This window comes from Rothia sp. HMSC069C01, assembly GCF_001814655.1.
Taxonomy (GTDB): Bacteria; Actinomycetota; Actinomycetes; order Actinomycetales; family Micrococcaceae; genus Rothia; species Rothia dentocariosa.
In genome coordinates this window covers 31,152-45,980 of sequence record NZ_KV817379.1, presented here as the reverse complement: position 1 = coordinate 45,980, position 14,829 = coordinate 31,152, and the positions used below count along the sequence as shown (strand labels likewise).

At 56.6% G+C, this 14,829-nt stretch carries 13 protein-coding genes; 7 read left to right on the top strand and 6 right to left on the bottom strand.

What is annotated here, in order from left to right; translation table 11 throughout:
* Positions 1-30: 30 nt before the first annotated feature.
* Positions 31-1,083, bottom strand: a complete 1,053-nt coding sequence (locus tag HMPREF2981_RS00830) for an o-succinylbenzoate synthase (RefSeq protein ID WP_070659969.1) — start codon at positions 1,081-1,083, stop codon at positions 31-33.
* A 141-nt stretch (positions 1,084-1,224) separates the two neighbouring features.
* Between HMPREF2981_RS00830 and HMPREF2981_RS10980 the strand changes: the two genes are divergently transcribed.
* Positions 1,225-2,715, top strand: coding sequence for a phosphatase PAP2 family protein (locus HMPREF2981_RS10980; RefSeq protein WP_246825182.1), 1,491 nt, complete (start codon positions 1,225-1,227; stop codon positions 2,713-2,715).
* Positions 2,716-2,855: 140 nt separating this feature from the next.
* Entirely contained in the window at positions 2,856-3,233 is a 378-nt protein-coding gene (locus HMPREF2981_RS00820; protein ID WP_238382373.1) for a cupin domain-containing protein, read from the top strand.
* A gap of 214 nt (positions 3,234-3,447) precedes the next feature.
* On the opposite strand, the gene HMPREF2981_RS00815 is transcribed toward HMPREF2981_RS00820, so the two are convergent.
* The 3 genes from HMPREF2981_RS00815 to HMPREF2981_RS00805 all read right to left on the bottom strand — a co-directional run bounded on the left by HMPREF2981_RS00815 (position 3,448) and on the right by HMPREF2981_RS00805 (position 5,999).
* Positions 3,448-4,251, bottom strand: coding sequence for an amino acid ABC transporter ATP-binding protein (locus HMPREF2981_RS00815; RefSeq protein ID WP_070659963.1), 804 nt, complete (start codon positions 4,249-4,251; stop codon positions 3,448-3,450).
* Positions 4,252-4,278: 27 nt separating this feature from the next.
* Positions 4,279-5,082, bottom strand: a complete 804-nt coding sequence (locus HMPREF2981_RS00810; RefSeq protein WP_013397707.1) for an amino acid ABC transporter permease — start codon at positions 5,080-5,082, stop codon at positions 4,279-4,281.
* An 83-nt stretch (positions 5,083-5,165) separates the two neighbouring features.
* Entirely contained in the window at positions 5,166-5,999 is an 834-nt protein-coding gene (locus tag HMPREF2981_RS00805; protein ID WP_070660379.1) for an ABC transporter substrate-binding protein, read from the bottom strand.
* Between the two features lie 304 nt (positions 6,000-6,303).
* Between HMPREF2981_RS00805 and HMPREF2981_RS00800 the strand changes: the two genes are divergently transcribed.
* The 5 genes from HMPREF2981_RS00800 (at position 6,304) to HMPREF2981_RS10495 (ending at position 11,627) form a co-directional block, all read left to right on the top strand.
* The gene (locus HMPREF2981_RS00800) at positions 6,304-7,029 is read left to right on the top strand and encodes a demethylmenaquinone methyltransferase (protein WP_070659960.1); all 726 of its coding nucleotides are present in this window, start codon (positions 6,304-6,306) and stop codon (positions 7,027-7,029) included.
* 68 nt (positions 7,030-7,097) lie between these two features.
* Positions 7,098-8,159, top strand: coding sequence for a polyprenyl synthetase family protein (locus HMPREF2981_RS00795; protein ID WP_070659958.1), 1,062 nt, complete (start codon positions 7,098-7,100; stop codon positions 8,157-8,159).
* 119 nt (positions 8,160-8,278) lie between these two features.
* Positions 8,279-9,589 (top strand): hypothetical protein, encoded by a 1,311-nt coding sequence (locus HMPREF2981_RS00790; RefSeq protein ID WP_070659955.1) that lies wholly within the window; start codon positions 8,279-8,281, stop codon positions 9,587-9,589.
* A gap of 290 nt (positions 9,590-9,879) precedes the next feature.
* On the top strand, positions 9,880-11,490 hold the full coding sequence (locus HMPREF2981_RS00785; RefSeq protein ID WP_048754342.1) for a sodium-dependent transporter: 1,611 nt from the start codon (positions 9,880-9,882) through the stop codon (positions 11,488-11,490).
* Positions 11,490-11,627 (top strand): methionine/alanine import family NSS transporter small subunit, encoded by a 138-nt coding sequence (locus HMPREF2981_RS10495; RefSeq protein ID WP_080513847.1) that lies wholly within the window; start codon positions 11,490-11,492, stop codon positions 11,625-11,627. The genes HMPREF2981_RS00785 and HMPREF2981_RS10495 overlap by 1 nt, the downstream gene beginning before the upstream one ends.
* Positions 11,628-11,769: 142 nt before the next feature.
* Here HMPREF2981_RS10495 and rarD read toward each other — a convergent pair whose 3' ends face one another.
* On the bottom strand, positions 11,770-12,873 hold the full coding sequence (gene rarD / locus HMPREF2981_RS00780; RefSeq protein WP_070659952.1) for an EamA family transporter RarD: 1,104 nt from the start codon (positions 12,871-12,873) through the stop codon (positions 11,770-11,772).
* 245 nt (positions 12,874-13,118) lie between these two features.
* Positions 13,119-14,645, bottom strand: a complete 1,527-nt coding sequence (locus tag HMPREF2981_RS00775; RefSeq protein ID WP_070659949.1) for a DUF6882 domain-containing protein — start codon at positions 14,643-14,645, stop codon at positions 13,119-13,121.
* Positions 14,646-14,829 lie beyond the last annotated feature (184 nt).

The following is a 14,829-nucleotide window of genomic DNA, read 5'->3' as shown; positions in this document are numbered from 1 at the left end:
CACTGACCAGAGCGTTCAGAACATACCTGGCTAAAGACTCGTGTGCAAGGCTTCCCGAAGCACCAGGTAGCACCGTCGGATGCGCTCCACCCAGGCATCCCACACTTCGCTCTCTGCTTCAACGCGCCTCAGCGCCGACTCCATAGGTGCAACCTGCCGCATCTGGAGCTCGCCATCGCGAGCAAGCAGCGAATTTTCGGTCACATCGGCGCTCATCAGTGAGACCGTACTCAGCCCGCACGCATAGGGAAGATTCGGCAGAGCCGCCGCCAGAGACACACCGGTTGCGATACCTACGGAAGATTCCAGCGCCGAAGACACCACCGCGGGTAAACTCGCCTGTTCAACGATCTTTAGTGCGCGCCGAGCCCCGCCTAAAGGCGCCGCCTTGACGATAAGCACATCGGCGGCGTGCGCCTGCGCCACCTTGAGAGGGTCACTAGCCTTACGCACGGATTCGTCGGCGGCGATGAGCATCGAAAGGCCGTGCTCGCGCACCAGGGCACGCACCTGCGCAAGCTCCTCAACCGTGGCGACGGGCTGCTCGGCATAAAGCAGATCGTGCTCGTTCAGCGCCGCAAGGGCTTCGAGAGCATCGGGGACGCTCCACCCCGCATTAGCGTCCACCTTTAACCGCGCGTTCGGGAGGGCACGCCGCGCCGCCGCAACGCGGGCAATATCATCGTCGAGAGTCTGCCCCTTTTCAGCAACCTTGATTTTAAGCTCGTGGATGGTTCCACGATAGTTGTTCAGCACTTCGGGAACCCGCTCGGCGCTCACCGCGGGAAGGGTCGCGTTCACCGGAATAGTGGTTCGTCGAACGGGCGGCGCCCCCAGCCAGGCGGACTCTAACGCACAGGCTAACCATGCCGCCGCCTCATGATCGTCATACTCTAAAAACGGCGCGAACTCGCCCCATCCGGCGGGACCCTGTATCAGCGCACTCTGGCGCCGATTGACTGAGCGGAAGGTAACCCGCATGGGAATATCAACCACTCGAACGGCGCGTAAAACCTGCTCTAACGGCGGCAAAGCTAAGCCCTCAGTGATGAACCCGTATCCTAGCGGCGGCACGGATGACATGGCGTTTCTCCTTAAGGTATTCTCGGTAAACTCCCAGCTTGGAATTTAGAAAACACGTATTTTTCATAGCTTAACCTGAGATAGTGTTTTCTATGTCGTGTTTACAGACACTGCATCACAGACATTTTGGAGGGAAAAAGTATGTCACAGGGTCCTCACACATCGCGTGGTCATGTTCCTCGCCATACCAGTACCTCGAATGACACGGACGATGCTACGCGTATTCTATCCCCTCAGACTCTAGCCGATAACGACAGTGCCGATGCCGATGCGACGGTTCCGTTATCGAGCATCCAATCCTCCTATGAAACCGATGATGATGCGACCGAATTTCTGAACCTTCAGGATCTGCCATCTTCCTCACCAGACACGGACGCAACCCGCGCCATCCCGAACCCGCACGAGGCGCCTAAGCCCCATGAAAGCTCTGACACGGTAGCCCTCGACGCTCTTGACGATTCTCCAACCGAAGCCATCAGCGCATCGCAGGATCCGCGTGCTCACTACGTTCAGCACACGCGTGCCGCCCAGCCGCAAACCCGTGTGCAGCCGGATATAACCCCTTCGGCTGATTACCCTGCCACGGTCGCCATGCCAACGGGTGCTCCCGGTGTGCAGACTGCGCCCCAGGGCACGCAGTACAGTGCCGCCGCTCATCCGCACGCCGCTAACCAGACGATGGGAGCCGCGAACTATGCCGGATACGGCGCTCGTCCGAACCCTGCGGCCCCCGGAGCAGGTGTTCCCGCAGAAGCGCCCATTCCTAATGATCCGCCAAGTACCAAGGTTGTGGCGCAGCATTTGGGTGTCATGGTGCTGTTCGGTGCCCTGCTCTACGCCACGTTCCAGTTCTTCATCTACAGCCGTACCGGGCAGCAGCTCGACGAAAATGCGTTTACCGAATATGCCAGCCAGTTCGCGGAGTACCAGCGTCCCACCCTGGCGGCTCTCGATAACCTGCCGACAATTACCGGCGTAATCGCGGTGATCGGCATTATTATTGGGCTGATCTGGAAGCACCGCATCCTGCCCGCTATCGTGGGTATTCTTGCGGGCACGGGCGCGTGTTTGAGCGTCCACGTCCTCAAGAATTATGTGATTACCAAGCCTAATTTCGGTATTCAGGAAGCCCTCTTGAACTCCGCGCCGAGCGGGCACACGGCATTCGCCGCTTCTGCGGGTGCCGCTCTGTTTATCGCAGCGCCTCGCGCGCTTCGACCCACGATTGCGGTCTTGGCGGCGATGGCGACCTGCGCTACGGGCGCATCCACCATTATTAACGGCTGGCACCGCCCAGCGGATGTTATTAGCGCGATTTTGGTAGTTGCTCTCTGGACCGTTCTCGGTTTGGGCGTTCTTCGGTACCTGCGCCGTGCAGAATTTAACGCACCGACCCCTCGTGTGGTGGGAGCCATTGCGGTGCCGCTGCTGACGATTGCAAGCCTGTTTCTCTCATTCTGCGCGGTTGCGATGTATGCGGTCACCATGTTTTCCACCATGCCCGGGGGAGTGTTCGTTGCCTCAACCTGCATGATTCTGGCGGTCAGCACGGGCACCACGGCGATACTGGTGCGGCTTCTGCGCCCGCGTAACCAGGTATCTTCTCCCTATACGCGCGTGTGGGAATACTAGGGCCGTATCACGTTATGAAATATATATGTCACTGTTTGCCTACCCTCGTAATACGGGCATAGAATTTAGCATAGTTCATGCAAATTTTAGGATGCGCGTATCCTAAAAGAACAACCATCATCAGCGAAAGGTTAGAACTCATGGCGGGTACTCACGAAGGGCGTGTGATTGTTTTCCCACAGCTCACCGAAGTTCTTACCCCCTTTGAGACTAAGCCGCAGGCAAAGAAACTTCTTGATGCCGATGGTGGCAGCATCACCCTGATGGAGCTGGCAGGCGGTCAATCTTGGCACGAACACCACAGTGTACATCCGGTGATTGTGCAGGTGCTTAAAGGCAAGGTTGATTACAGCGCCAAGGGGCAGAGTATTATTCTGGAACCCGGTAAAATCATCCACACCACGGCAAAGCTGTTGCACTCGGTCACGGCACTCGAAGACTCGACCTTGATGGTCATTATGCTGACCGGAGAATCACATCCGGAGCCTAATATCACTATTGAGGTTGAACAGGTCTAGGGCACAACGCCTTAGAAATAAATAAATCCCTTTAAGCACGGTAATGTCCCGTATCCAGCGACGGATACGGGACATTGTCGTATATTCTCCCCAACAGGCAAAGCTGTTATGAGCAGGTTTTCTGTGAAACGGTAAAAACCCCGCAGATACCTTCCTCACGGAGCACTTGGAGGAAAACGTATCTGCGGGGCTGGTCTGAAACAGGGCAAACGGACTAGGCGTTTGCTGCCGCACCCTGATCTGCGGGGGTTTCATCCACGTGGGTGGGATCAAGCACACGCGCTAAGAATGTCTTGGTACGTTCATGTTGTGGGCTGCCGATCACCCGCTCGGCGGGTCCCTCTTCGACGACCACGCCATCCGCCATGAAGACGACCTTATCGGCGACATCGCGGGCGAAGCTCATCTCGTGAGTCACCACGATCATCGTCATACCTTCGTCCGCGAGATCACGCATAATCGTAAGAACATCGCCCACCATCTCGGGGTCGAGCGCGCTTGTCGGCTCGTCGAAGAGCATGAGTTCGGGATTCATCGACAGCGCCCTAGCGATCGCCACACGCTGCTGCTGACCGCCCGAAAGCTTGCTCGGATAGGCATTTTCCTTATCTGCCAGCCCCACTTTCGCCAGCTGTTCGCGGGCAATCTTTTCTGCCGTTGCACGATCGCGCCCTAAGACCTTGATCTGGGCAATCGTGCAGTTATCAAGCACGCTCAGATGTCCGAACAGGTTGAACTGCTGAAACACCATGCCCATGCGGGTGCGCAAGGCGTTAATATCGGCGTCCGGGTCGGTTACCTCGACACCGCCCACGGTAATGGTTCCCGCATTGGGCTCTTCGAGCAGGTTTACGCATCGCAGAAGCGTTGATTTACCCGACCCCGAAGGGCCGATCAGGCAGACGACCTCGCCCGGTTCAACCTGAATATCAATACCGCGCAGCACCTCGTTTTTGCCATAAGACTTGTGTAGCCCCGTGATGCTCACCGATGCCGCTGATGTTACTGTGTCAGTCATGACAATCTCCCAAAGTCTTTGTCGTGGTTACTTGCGTGATGCGCCCGTGCGCTTCTCAAAATATGCGGATAGCTGCCCCAGCGGCACAGTAATAATCAGGTAGCACAGGCCAGCAACCACCAGGGGAGTGAGCCCTGCGCCGGATGCGGTAATACCTTCACGCCCGAATTTCGCCAGCTCGTACTGCGCGATTTGTACACCCAGCAGGTACACGAGCGAGGAATCCTTGGTCAGCAGAATAACTTCGTTAGTCAGCGGGGGGAGCACAATGCGGAATGCCTGCGGAATAATTACCGAGAGCATCGCCCGGGTGTGCGACATGCCCAGCGACCGCGCCGCCTCATACTGACCCTTCGGAACCGCCTGCAGGCCGGCACGCAGCACCTCGCTGATATAGGCAGAGGACACCAGCCCGAGGGAGAGTGTTACCGGAATGAGGTTATCGACAAACCGGATTTTGAAGGCGAGGGGAATGCCGTAACCGAAGGCAAAGAACACCAAGAGCGCCGGAATGCCGCGGAAAATTTCGACATAGATTGTCGCCAACCACCGATAGGGTGCGATCGATGAGATACGCATGAGTGCCAGGATAAGACCAAGGCTTAGACCTACGGCGAAACCCAGGGCCGTGTAGATCAGGGTATTCTTGAGCGCTACCGTAATAACGTTCGGGAACTGCTTTTGCGCAACCTCAAGGTTGAAAACCTGGCTGGAAAGCGTTTTCCAGTCGGCAAGGGCAATAATAAGAACCGCGATAACCGCCAGCAGAGCATACTGGGAGTACCGGAACATCGCCTGTTTTTTGCGGGGAGATAGTTTATTCTGTGCCATCGTTACACTAACGTAGTCTGTGTTGATCGTGATATTCAGGATGCGCGGAGCACGTTAGCGAACGCGCACCGCGCTAATCGCGGTTAGTTTGCGCTGGATGAAGATGCGGATGAGGACGAAGACTTAGCCTTGGTCCACTTTTCCTTGATCTTATCGAGTTCGCCGCTGGACTTGAGCTGCTGAATTGTCTTATTTGCTTTATCCAGCAGGGCTTTCTTTTCGGGGGCTACCGCACCGGCAATCTGGTCGGCGTTTTCCGAGGTCTGATAGGCGATCTTGAAAGAGTCAGGGTCTTTGGTTAGCGCCTCAGAAATAACCGAGAGATTTGCCGAGACGGCCTGCACCTGACCGGTCTTCAATGCCGAGAACATGAGTTCGTTGTCCTCGTACTGCACAACATCCGCGCCTTTTTCTTTGGCATAGGATTCGCCGCTGGTTGCCTGCTGAGCGCCGACTTTGGCGTTCTTAAGATCTTCGACGGAGGAGATCTTAGAGTTTTTAGGAACCAGAATCGCTTGGTTGTCTTCGAAGTAGACATCGGTGAATTCCATCTTGGATTTCCGCTCGTCGGTCACGCTGATACCCGCGAGCGCAATATCGCATTGTCCGCTGGTGAGCCCGGTGCCCGAATCGAGGCCTTCAAAGCTGATGGAGGTGAGCTGTGCTTCTGCACCCAAGTCTTTGGCGATAGCGTTTGCGATATCTGCATCGATACCTACGATTTTTCCGTTTTCTTCGTATTCGAAGGGCATGTAGGGGGTGTTGGTGCAGACGGTGAGGACTCCGTTGTTGATAAGGTTTACCTCTCCGTTCTCGCCGTCGGATGCGGTTGAGACGCATCCGGTGAGGACGAGGGGTGCGAGCGCGAGGAGTGCGAGGGACTTTTTGAGGTTGGGTTTTGCGGTGAAAATCGACATGGTGTGCTCCGTTGTGTAGAAAATTTTGATGTTTTCCATTGTGCACCTGCACGATAAAGAATGCAAGTATGCCTATAAATATTCACTATTTTTCTGAGGAAATGACGAATTATGTATGCATAGTATGCATAAAACCAGGAATGCTGCCGCGCCGCAGCGGACGGCGGGAGAAACGTGCTGCACGTGCGCAACACCGGGCACAAGAGTGCATATTTTCGTGAGTTAAAGTGTTCGCCACCTCAGATGACGTATCAGGAGGTGCTCAACTACCCCACGGGCGGTAGAACATGCCACAATTGAAGGCGTGAGCAACGTAGAGAAAAATGTTCAGGGTACCCGCGCAACCCTTGACAAGAAGACCGGCGATATCGCCGCCATGTTTGACACCGTCGCGAAGCGCTACGACTTGATGAACGGCATCTTGTCGCTGGGACGGCACATCTACTGGCGCAAGCAGACCGTCGCCGCTGTGGATGCGCATCCCGGGCAGAAAGTCCTCGACGTTGCCGCCGGTACCGGAACCTCATCTGAGCCTTTCGCCGACGCCGGGATTGATGTTATCGCCGCGGACCTTTCCGAAGGGATGCTGGAGGTCGGACGCAAACGCCGCCCCGATATGACCTTCGTGCGGGCGGATGTTACCGACCTTCCCTTCGAGGACGACAGCTTCGATGCCGTCACTATGTCCTACGGTTTGCGTAACGTTGCAGATTACCCCCGTGCGCTGAGCGAACTGTACCGGGTTACTAAGCCCGGCGGGCGCATCGTGGTGCTGGAATTCTCAACCCCAACCTTCGCCCCTTTCGGTAAGGTATATAAGGAATACATTATGAAGGCGATACCGCCCGTAGCGCGCGCGATCTCCTCAAACCCGGAATCCTATGTATATTTGGCGGAGTCGATTATCGATTGGCCGGATCAGAGAACCCTTGCCCACACGTTCGCACAGGCGGGCTGGCAGGACGTCAAATATCGTAATCTCAGCGGCGGAATTGTTGCCATTCACCGTGGCTTCAAACCCCAAAACTAACACTCAGCACATCATCATTGAGCAACACACAGCATACAGCTACGCACCAACACACCGAAGAAGGCATCGTGAGCACCTCAGAGCAATCCATTGCAGCCACCGATTTGATGGCAGGACTCGATTTCAACCTGCCCGCCGGGTTTGAGCTCATTGCGTCCGACCCGCAGCTTGGCCCCCAGATTCTTACCTCACTGGCGCGGATTGAAGAGCGGCTTGCCGAGGCTATCAGCTACACCGATAAGCTCGCCGATGTTGCCGCCCGACACTTACTGCTCGCCGGTGGAAAGCGCGTGCGCCCCCTCCTGACTCTGCTCGCCGCCGCCGTGGACGGACAGATTAACGACGACGTGATTGAGGCTGCGGTGGTCGTTGAGCTCACCCATCTGGCGACCCTCTACCACGACGATGTGATGGACGATGCGCCCAAACGCCGCGGCGTCGATACCGCCCAGACCATTTGGGGAAATTCCGTCGCCATCCTGACGGGTGACCTCATTTTCTCGCGTGCCTCGCTGCTGGTCTCCGATCTGGGTACGCGACCCATGAAAATTCAGGCGCAAACCTTCGAACGCCTGGTGCTGGGGCAGCTCTACGAAACAACCGGTGTACGCGAAAACCAGGATATTCTCGACCACTATATCTCCGTGATCGAAGGGAAAACCGGCTCGCTGATCGCGGCGGCGGGAGAGTACGGCTCACTCTTGGCGGGCGCCTCCGAAGAGGTTATTCAGATGCTCGCCACCTACGGCGAACTCGTGGGCGTAGCATTCCAGCTCGCCGATGACGTGATCGATATTGTCAGCGATGGTGCATCCTCCGGGAAAACCCAGGGCACCGATCTGCGTGAGGGCGTGCCAACCCTGCCGACCATTCTGCTCAACCGTGCCGCAGAGGCTGGAGAAGAATCAGCCCGTCAGGTTCGAACGCTCATTGAGGCAGACCTGAGCTCTGACGAGGCGCTTGCCGCTGCCGTATCCGCGCTCGCCGCGCATCCGGTCATGCAGGAAGCGTGGCAGATAGCCTATGACTGGGCGGATCGCGCGATTGCAGCCATTGCACCGCTGCCGGATTCTACCGCGAAGGCGGCACTGGAATCCTTCGCGCATGCCGTGGTGCATCGCGAGGGCTAAACCGCGTGATACGGTTGCTTCAGGAAGACTTCTTCACGAGAATGTGTATATCGATGCAGCGTAGTGTGTGAAGAACGCCCAGGTGGAGCTGAACTCGATAGAGTTCTTTAAGGGAAACTATGGCCCACAAAACCGTTACCGCATATCAATCTGCCGCAATATTCTTCAGCTCGGTTATAGCGGCTGCTGCAACGTTTGCTATATCGGTTATTGCTGCGTACTTTTTATCGCACAGTGAGTTTAGGCAGTTTCAGTCAGCATTCTGGCCCCTCGTGTTCGGAATTTACGGTATAACCGGCGCTATTCAGCAGGAGACAACGCGGGCAGTCGGGGCGTCCCTTCTGCAGAATCCGGAATCACGAACACACCCCAATAGACTTTCATATTCCGCCGTGGCAGCCCTGTTAGGACTGAGTATTGCCGCGATCGTCGTCATGACCTCACCACTGTGGTCCTCCGCTTTCCCCACCTACCCGCAGATGAGTGTTGTACTGATAGCGTTTGGCGTCGTAATGTACGCCGTCTACGCTGCTGTTAGCGGCGCATCCGCAGGGCGGGATTCCTGGTATTTTTACGCCGTTTTAGGCAGCGGTGAGGCACTGATACGTTTGGCGGCAACACTGGCGGCGGTAGTGTTGTCGTGGCACCTGCTCGGATTTGAGACCGCCGTTGTCGTCGCCTCGCTGATCTGGGTTCCGTGCGTCGTATTTTCACGTACCGGGCGGCGCGTCTGGAACGCGAGCATTGATGTTAGTTCGCGGCGGTACACACGAAATATTGTGATGCTCATGCTTTCGTCCGCCGGTGCATCGATTCTTATGACGGCGTTTCCCTTTTTCTTACAGTTCACAACGCAGGATCAAAGCGCACAGTTCAATGCCTTGGTCGCTGCTATTGGGGTTACACGTTCGCCGATTATGATGCCGCTTCAGGCCTTTCAAGGGGTCGCCATATCGGCTTTCTTAAAGCACCAAGATCACCCACTGCGCGCTTTAGCACGCCCGTGTCTGTGGGTCCTGGGAATCGGCGGTTTCGGTGCACTGCTTGCCTATCTTATCGGGCCTTTTCTCTTTGACATTTTCTACTCTAAATATGCCGGTCTTGCACCCGGAATGATGCTTGCTATTTTGACCCTTGAATCCGCGATTATCGCCTTGCTTGTGCTCGCCGGAAATCTGGCTATTGCCTTGAATATGCACCGTTTATATGTGAGCGGTTGGGTTTGTGCGGCTACGTTGGCCTTGCTCCTGCTGCACATGCCGCTGGATGTGGTGAGCCGTACCGAGCTCGCCCTCGGGGCTGCTCCGCTGTGCGGATTCACGGTAATTTTGGTGGGAATCTTGAGGGGCTCAAAAGCAGAGACCCATAAAAGTACCGATAAATCTGGCCTCTTCCAGGATGCACCTGCTGCTCGGCATGAGATGCCGTGAGGGCTGAAGATCGAGAAGCGTTAGTTTAAGAATGCTTGTGTTTATCTGTTACATTCCCCTCATAAATCCCACAGAATCCCACATGATGGGCTATCATTGACCAAATAGCCTACATCAGGTAAACCTAAAGAACGTCTGTGCCCACACATCATTGAGAGCACAGAGCACCCGGAGAGTCGCGCCCAAACCCTAGCGCGCCTCCGTTCACGACGACATGCTCCGTCTACCCTTAAAGGCGCATCGTCGCGTGACGTGCATACATGAACATCTAGACCGAGGTAACCACTATCATGGGTACAAAACCCGCCAAGACCCCGGCGAAGCGTGAAGGCTTCTCCAGCCGCAGGGTCTTCCTTTTTGCCGCCATCGGCTCAGCTGTTGGTCTGGGAAATATTTGGCGTTTCCCCGCTGTTGCTTACAAGAACGGTGGCGGCGCCTTCATGATCCCGTACATCGTGGCGTTGCTGACCGCAGGCCTCACCTTCCTCTTCTTCGACTACGCGATTGGCCACCGCGGGCGCGCATCGTCCCCATTGGCATTCCGCCGCCTCAACCGCAAAACCGAGTTCATCGGTTGGTGGCATATGGGCATTAGCGCGGTTATCGCCATCTACTATGCCGCAGTTATCGCCTGGGCAGTGCGGTACATGATTTTCTCATTCAACCAGGAATGGGGCAACGACGCGAAAACTTTCTTCATGAAGGACTTCCTGAAAGTGGGGGATCCACAACTTTCCTTCGACTTTAACCCCGGCATTCTCATTCCGCTCGTGCTGGTGTGGATTTCCCTGATCGTCATCATGGCGCTGGGCGTACAAAAAGGCGTGGGTGCCGCCAATGTGGTGTTTATGCCCCTGCTGATCTTTATGTTCGTGGGTCTGGTCGCGTACTCGCTCACCCTGCCCGGCGCAATGAACGGCCTGAACACCCTGTTCACTCCCAACTGGGGTGCGCTAACCAATGGCGAGGTGTGGGTCGCCGCCTACGGACAGATCTTCTTCTCGCTCTCCATTGGCTTTGGCATTATGGTGACTTACGCATCCTACCTGAAGCCCAAGACCGACCTGACCGGCTCGGGTGCCGTCGTGGGCTTCGCCAACTCCGGATTTGAGCTGCTGGCGGGTATCGGCGTGTTCGCGGCGCTGGGCTTCATGGCGCAGGCACAGGGCATCGCCGTGGATAAAGTTGTCGAAGAAGGAATAGGTTTGGCTTTCATTGCCTTTCCCACCATTATTTCGCAGGCACCGGCGGGAGCGCTCATCGGGTTCCTGTTCTTCGGTTCACTCCTCTTCGCAGGGTTCACCTCGCTCATCTCAATTCTTGAGGTCATTATCGCCGGTGTACAGGATAAAGCAGGCACCTCACGCCTGACCTCGACTATGATCGTGATTATCCCGTTGGCGATTATCTCGACACTGCTGATGCCCACCGCATCCGGCCTGTACATGCTGGATATACTCGATACCTTCGTGAATAACTTTGGCATTCTTGCCGCTGGCCTCACCTCTATTGTCGTGATCACCTATGGCGTGCGGGCTCTGCCGACCCTGCGGGAGCACCTAAACTCTGTTTCCTCCTTCAAAGTGGGTTGGATCTGGATGATTCTCTTGGCGGGCGTTACCCCGCTGATCCTGGGGTACAGCCTGATCTCCACGCTCGTGAAGACAATTGCCGAACCCCATGGAGGGTACCCTGCAGATTTGCTTGGTATCTTCGGCTGGGGCATGGTCGTACTCCTGATCGTTGGCTCCATCGTGATTTCATTCCTGCCGTGGTCGCATAAGTCACGTGCTGCTGAGGAACCTCCGGCACCGCCCGTTATCGGCGGTAAACTCGCCCACACGCATGTGGACGATGCCGCGCTGAAAGCACACGCAAAAGCACAGGGTGAGGAGGCATAATGAGCGGTGCAGCTATCGCTATGATGATCGTGGCAATCCTCATTATCTGGGGCGGCCTGGTGTTTGCCCTCGTAAACCTGAGCAGGCACCCCGAAGAACCTGAGGATGATGCTGTCGAGCAGGCAGCCACCGAATAATACCGTCACGTGGGCAGGTCTGCGGACTGTGCCCGGTACGTAGAAACATAGAATAATTGCGCACTCGGCGCGAATAAAAAGTGTTGGCATGGGAACTCTGTCGGTTCTCGTGCCAACACTTTTATGCATATACGGCAAGGACTCAGGATTTGTCGCGGGCGCTCGCCTCGGAATCCTCGGTGTCTTCGGGCGAGAGCTGCACCGCATCCAGAAGATAGTTCTGCTCCCGGCCTTCGCCGCCCTCAGAGGACTGAGAAATCTGCACAATAGGGATCATGCCGGTCTCGACCGCCGTGAGCTTCGACGGGCGCGAAGTGCGTGAGGCGCACACCGCATCCACCGTGAAAATCACGATAGCCACCCAAATCAGAGATAAGCCAATCCACTTATCCGGGGTAATCCTATCGTGCAGCACGAAGAGCGCCAGGAAGAACTGAATGGTCGGGCCCATATACTGCACCATGCCGATCACCGACAGAGGCAGAGCCCGCGCCGCCGCCGAGAAAAGAACCAGCGGAGTCACCGTGACAATGCCGGTGGAAGCAAGCAGCCAGAAATGCCCGGGGCCTTGCGAAAACAACGTGAGCTGTCCCTGCGTATTCATCCACCACAGCACCACGAGCGCCACCGGAAGCAAAATAAAAGTCTCAAGCGATAGCGACACCACCGGATGCACACTTGACCCCACCCGCGCCTTGAGCAGCCCATACGTTCCAAAGGTGAAGGCAACACCTAAGCCCAGCCACGGAATCTGTCCGTACACCACGCTCATAATCAGCACCGCCACGGTCGAAATCCCAATAGCGATCCACTGAACTTTTCGCAGCCGCTCGTGCAGGAACACGACCCCCAACACCACGGAGACCAGCGGGTTAATAAAATACCCCAGCGACATGTCGATCGTATGCCCGTGCGTGGTGGAATACACATAGATCATCCAGTTCGCGCCAATCAGCAAAGACGCGACCGTCAAAATACCCATAGTGCGCGGAGTACGCACCGCCTGGTTAAACGGCTTGGTCAACCGGAAAATAGGGAGCAGAACCGCGCAGAATACCAGTGAAAAAATCACACGCGAGAGCACAATCTCCAGCGCAGACGAAGACGCCATGAGATAGAAATACAGCGGCAGCATACCCCAGATCGCGTAGGTGGTAAAAAGGCAGATAAAACCATTGCGGGTCTGTGCAGCGTGTGCCGCCGTGCCTGATGCGGGTGCTGTAGCGCTGTGAGCATTCTGCGCCATAGTGTGAGGGATCCTCCCTACCTGTGAACGAAAGATGAGATGTGAACTTCTAACAACTCTACTCTTCACCGCACTCTTGCACGAGTGTGAGGCGCCGACTGGCGGAGGCGAGTCGCCTATTAAACGCCGATGGGGCGCAACATAATACAGCATTGCGCCCCACCGGAATGATGAAATTCCTAGGTCAGGATAATATGCCGCAGGTACGGGGTAAAGACCCTGTACACCTGCTGATACAGCGTTGTCTACAGACCGAAGAACCGCGAGAAGAAGCCCTTCTTCTTGCCGGTTTCCTGAGTCTGCTCCTGCTCCTCGTGCTGATCGGCATTCTGTTCGGCGGGCTTGATCACCGGAATTGCAGTTGCCGGGGTGTTCTCGGTCTGCGGTGCGGATGCGCCGGTACCTGAAGCGGCAGGTTTGGGTGCCTGCTGCGGCTGCTGCTGGGCACCTGCCGCTGCGGGCTTCTGTGCGCCGGGCTGAGGTGCTTCCTGTCCCTGACCTGCGCTTGCGCCGGGTTTGCCAGCTGTGCGCGGGGTGATCGATGTGCGGGACTTCGAGGCATCGGAGGCACCGGGCTTCGCCGCCTTAGCCTGACCCGCAGATGTGCCGGTCTGTGCTGCGGCAGCGCCAGCGTTCGGAACAACATCGCCTGGGAGGGTATTGACCGTTACGCGACCGTGCTCGGAATCCTCGCGCGGATCCTGATCGAAAGGGGCCTCGGTATCCGGGTAGAGGTTCTCGGTCGTGCGTACACCCGCCACCGGTTTCTGCGATGCGCCAGCGGGTACAGTGCGCTTTGCGGCCGCCGCGGGAGCCTGAGGTTGAGCCGGTGCTGCTTCTTCCTGCTGTGCATTTTCCTGTGCGGGGGCGCTCTTTGCTGCCTGTGCGTCCTTAGGCGTCTGGGCTTCCTCGGGTTCCTGAACGGCGGGTGCCTGCTCGGCTTCGGCACGTGCCGCCGCACGCTCTGCCGACTGCTGTTCGCGCAGGGACACCTGCTCTGCAGCCTCGGCAGCGGCAGCCTGCTCAACTTCGGTGCGTTCAGCCGCCAATTCCGCACGGTACTGCTCAGCCTCTGCGGCAAGCTGCGCAAGTTCTTGGGCGGTAACCTCGGGCTTCGCGCGCTCGATACCGCTGATGCGCCCCTCATCGAACCATAGCCGCAGGGCGCCGTCGGTCATGGTGAGTACCACGGTGGCCTCGGTATCCCAAGCGGTATGGAACCCGCGCTGACGCGCATAAGAATTAACGGCGAGTGGATGATCGTGAATATCCTCGCTTTGCAGAGCCTTCGCAATCACGCGCCCTACACCTTTGTACGTGGGCGCATCCAGGGTCAGTTCGGGGCTGTCGATCAGGCTCCATGCCCGCACAGACCCCGAAGGCAGGGGATAGTGGGCGTACAAACCGGTCACCGTTTTCGTTGCCAAAGTCAGGCGACGCGCCAATCCCTCTGAGAGCGGAATTTCGTCGGTACTTAGCTCCAGAACTGAGTCGCGTTCACCGGCATCTCGCGCCTGCAGCGCCGCTGAGACTACCGCATTTGGAAAATATCCCAATTGCTGCCACGACCAAATCCAGGTTCCACGGTTTTCAGATTCGGTACCGAGCAGGTAGGGTTGAAAAGACACCGGGTCGGCGGCCTTGAACGTGAGGGACTGTTCGGCGAAGTTTACGTCGTAGTCAGCAGACCCAATGAGTTCAGCCAACCGCGCCTGGTATTCGGTCGAGATAAAGATTGATGCGTCAATAAGATCCTGCAAAGAATTCGTCATAGGTTAAGGGTAACAACCTTTTTGGTGTGAGTACCCACAAACTGCACCAATTTTGTGGGTCGGATGGAGAAAAAATTTGAACAAGAGACAACTTGGTAACCGATGCTAGAACACACACGCAAAAGTGTGTTCCCTAAACCTATCATGACGTTATAAATCGGCGTGACGGCGGATGCTTCGCTAA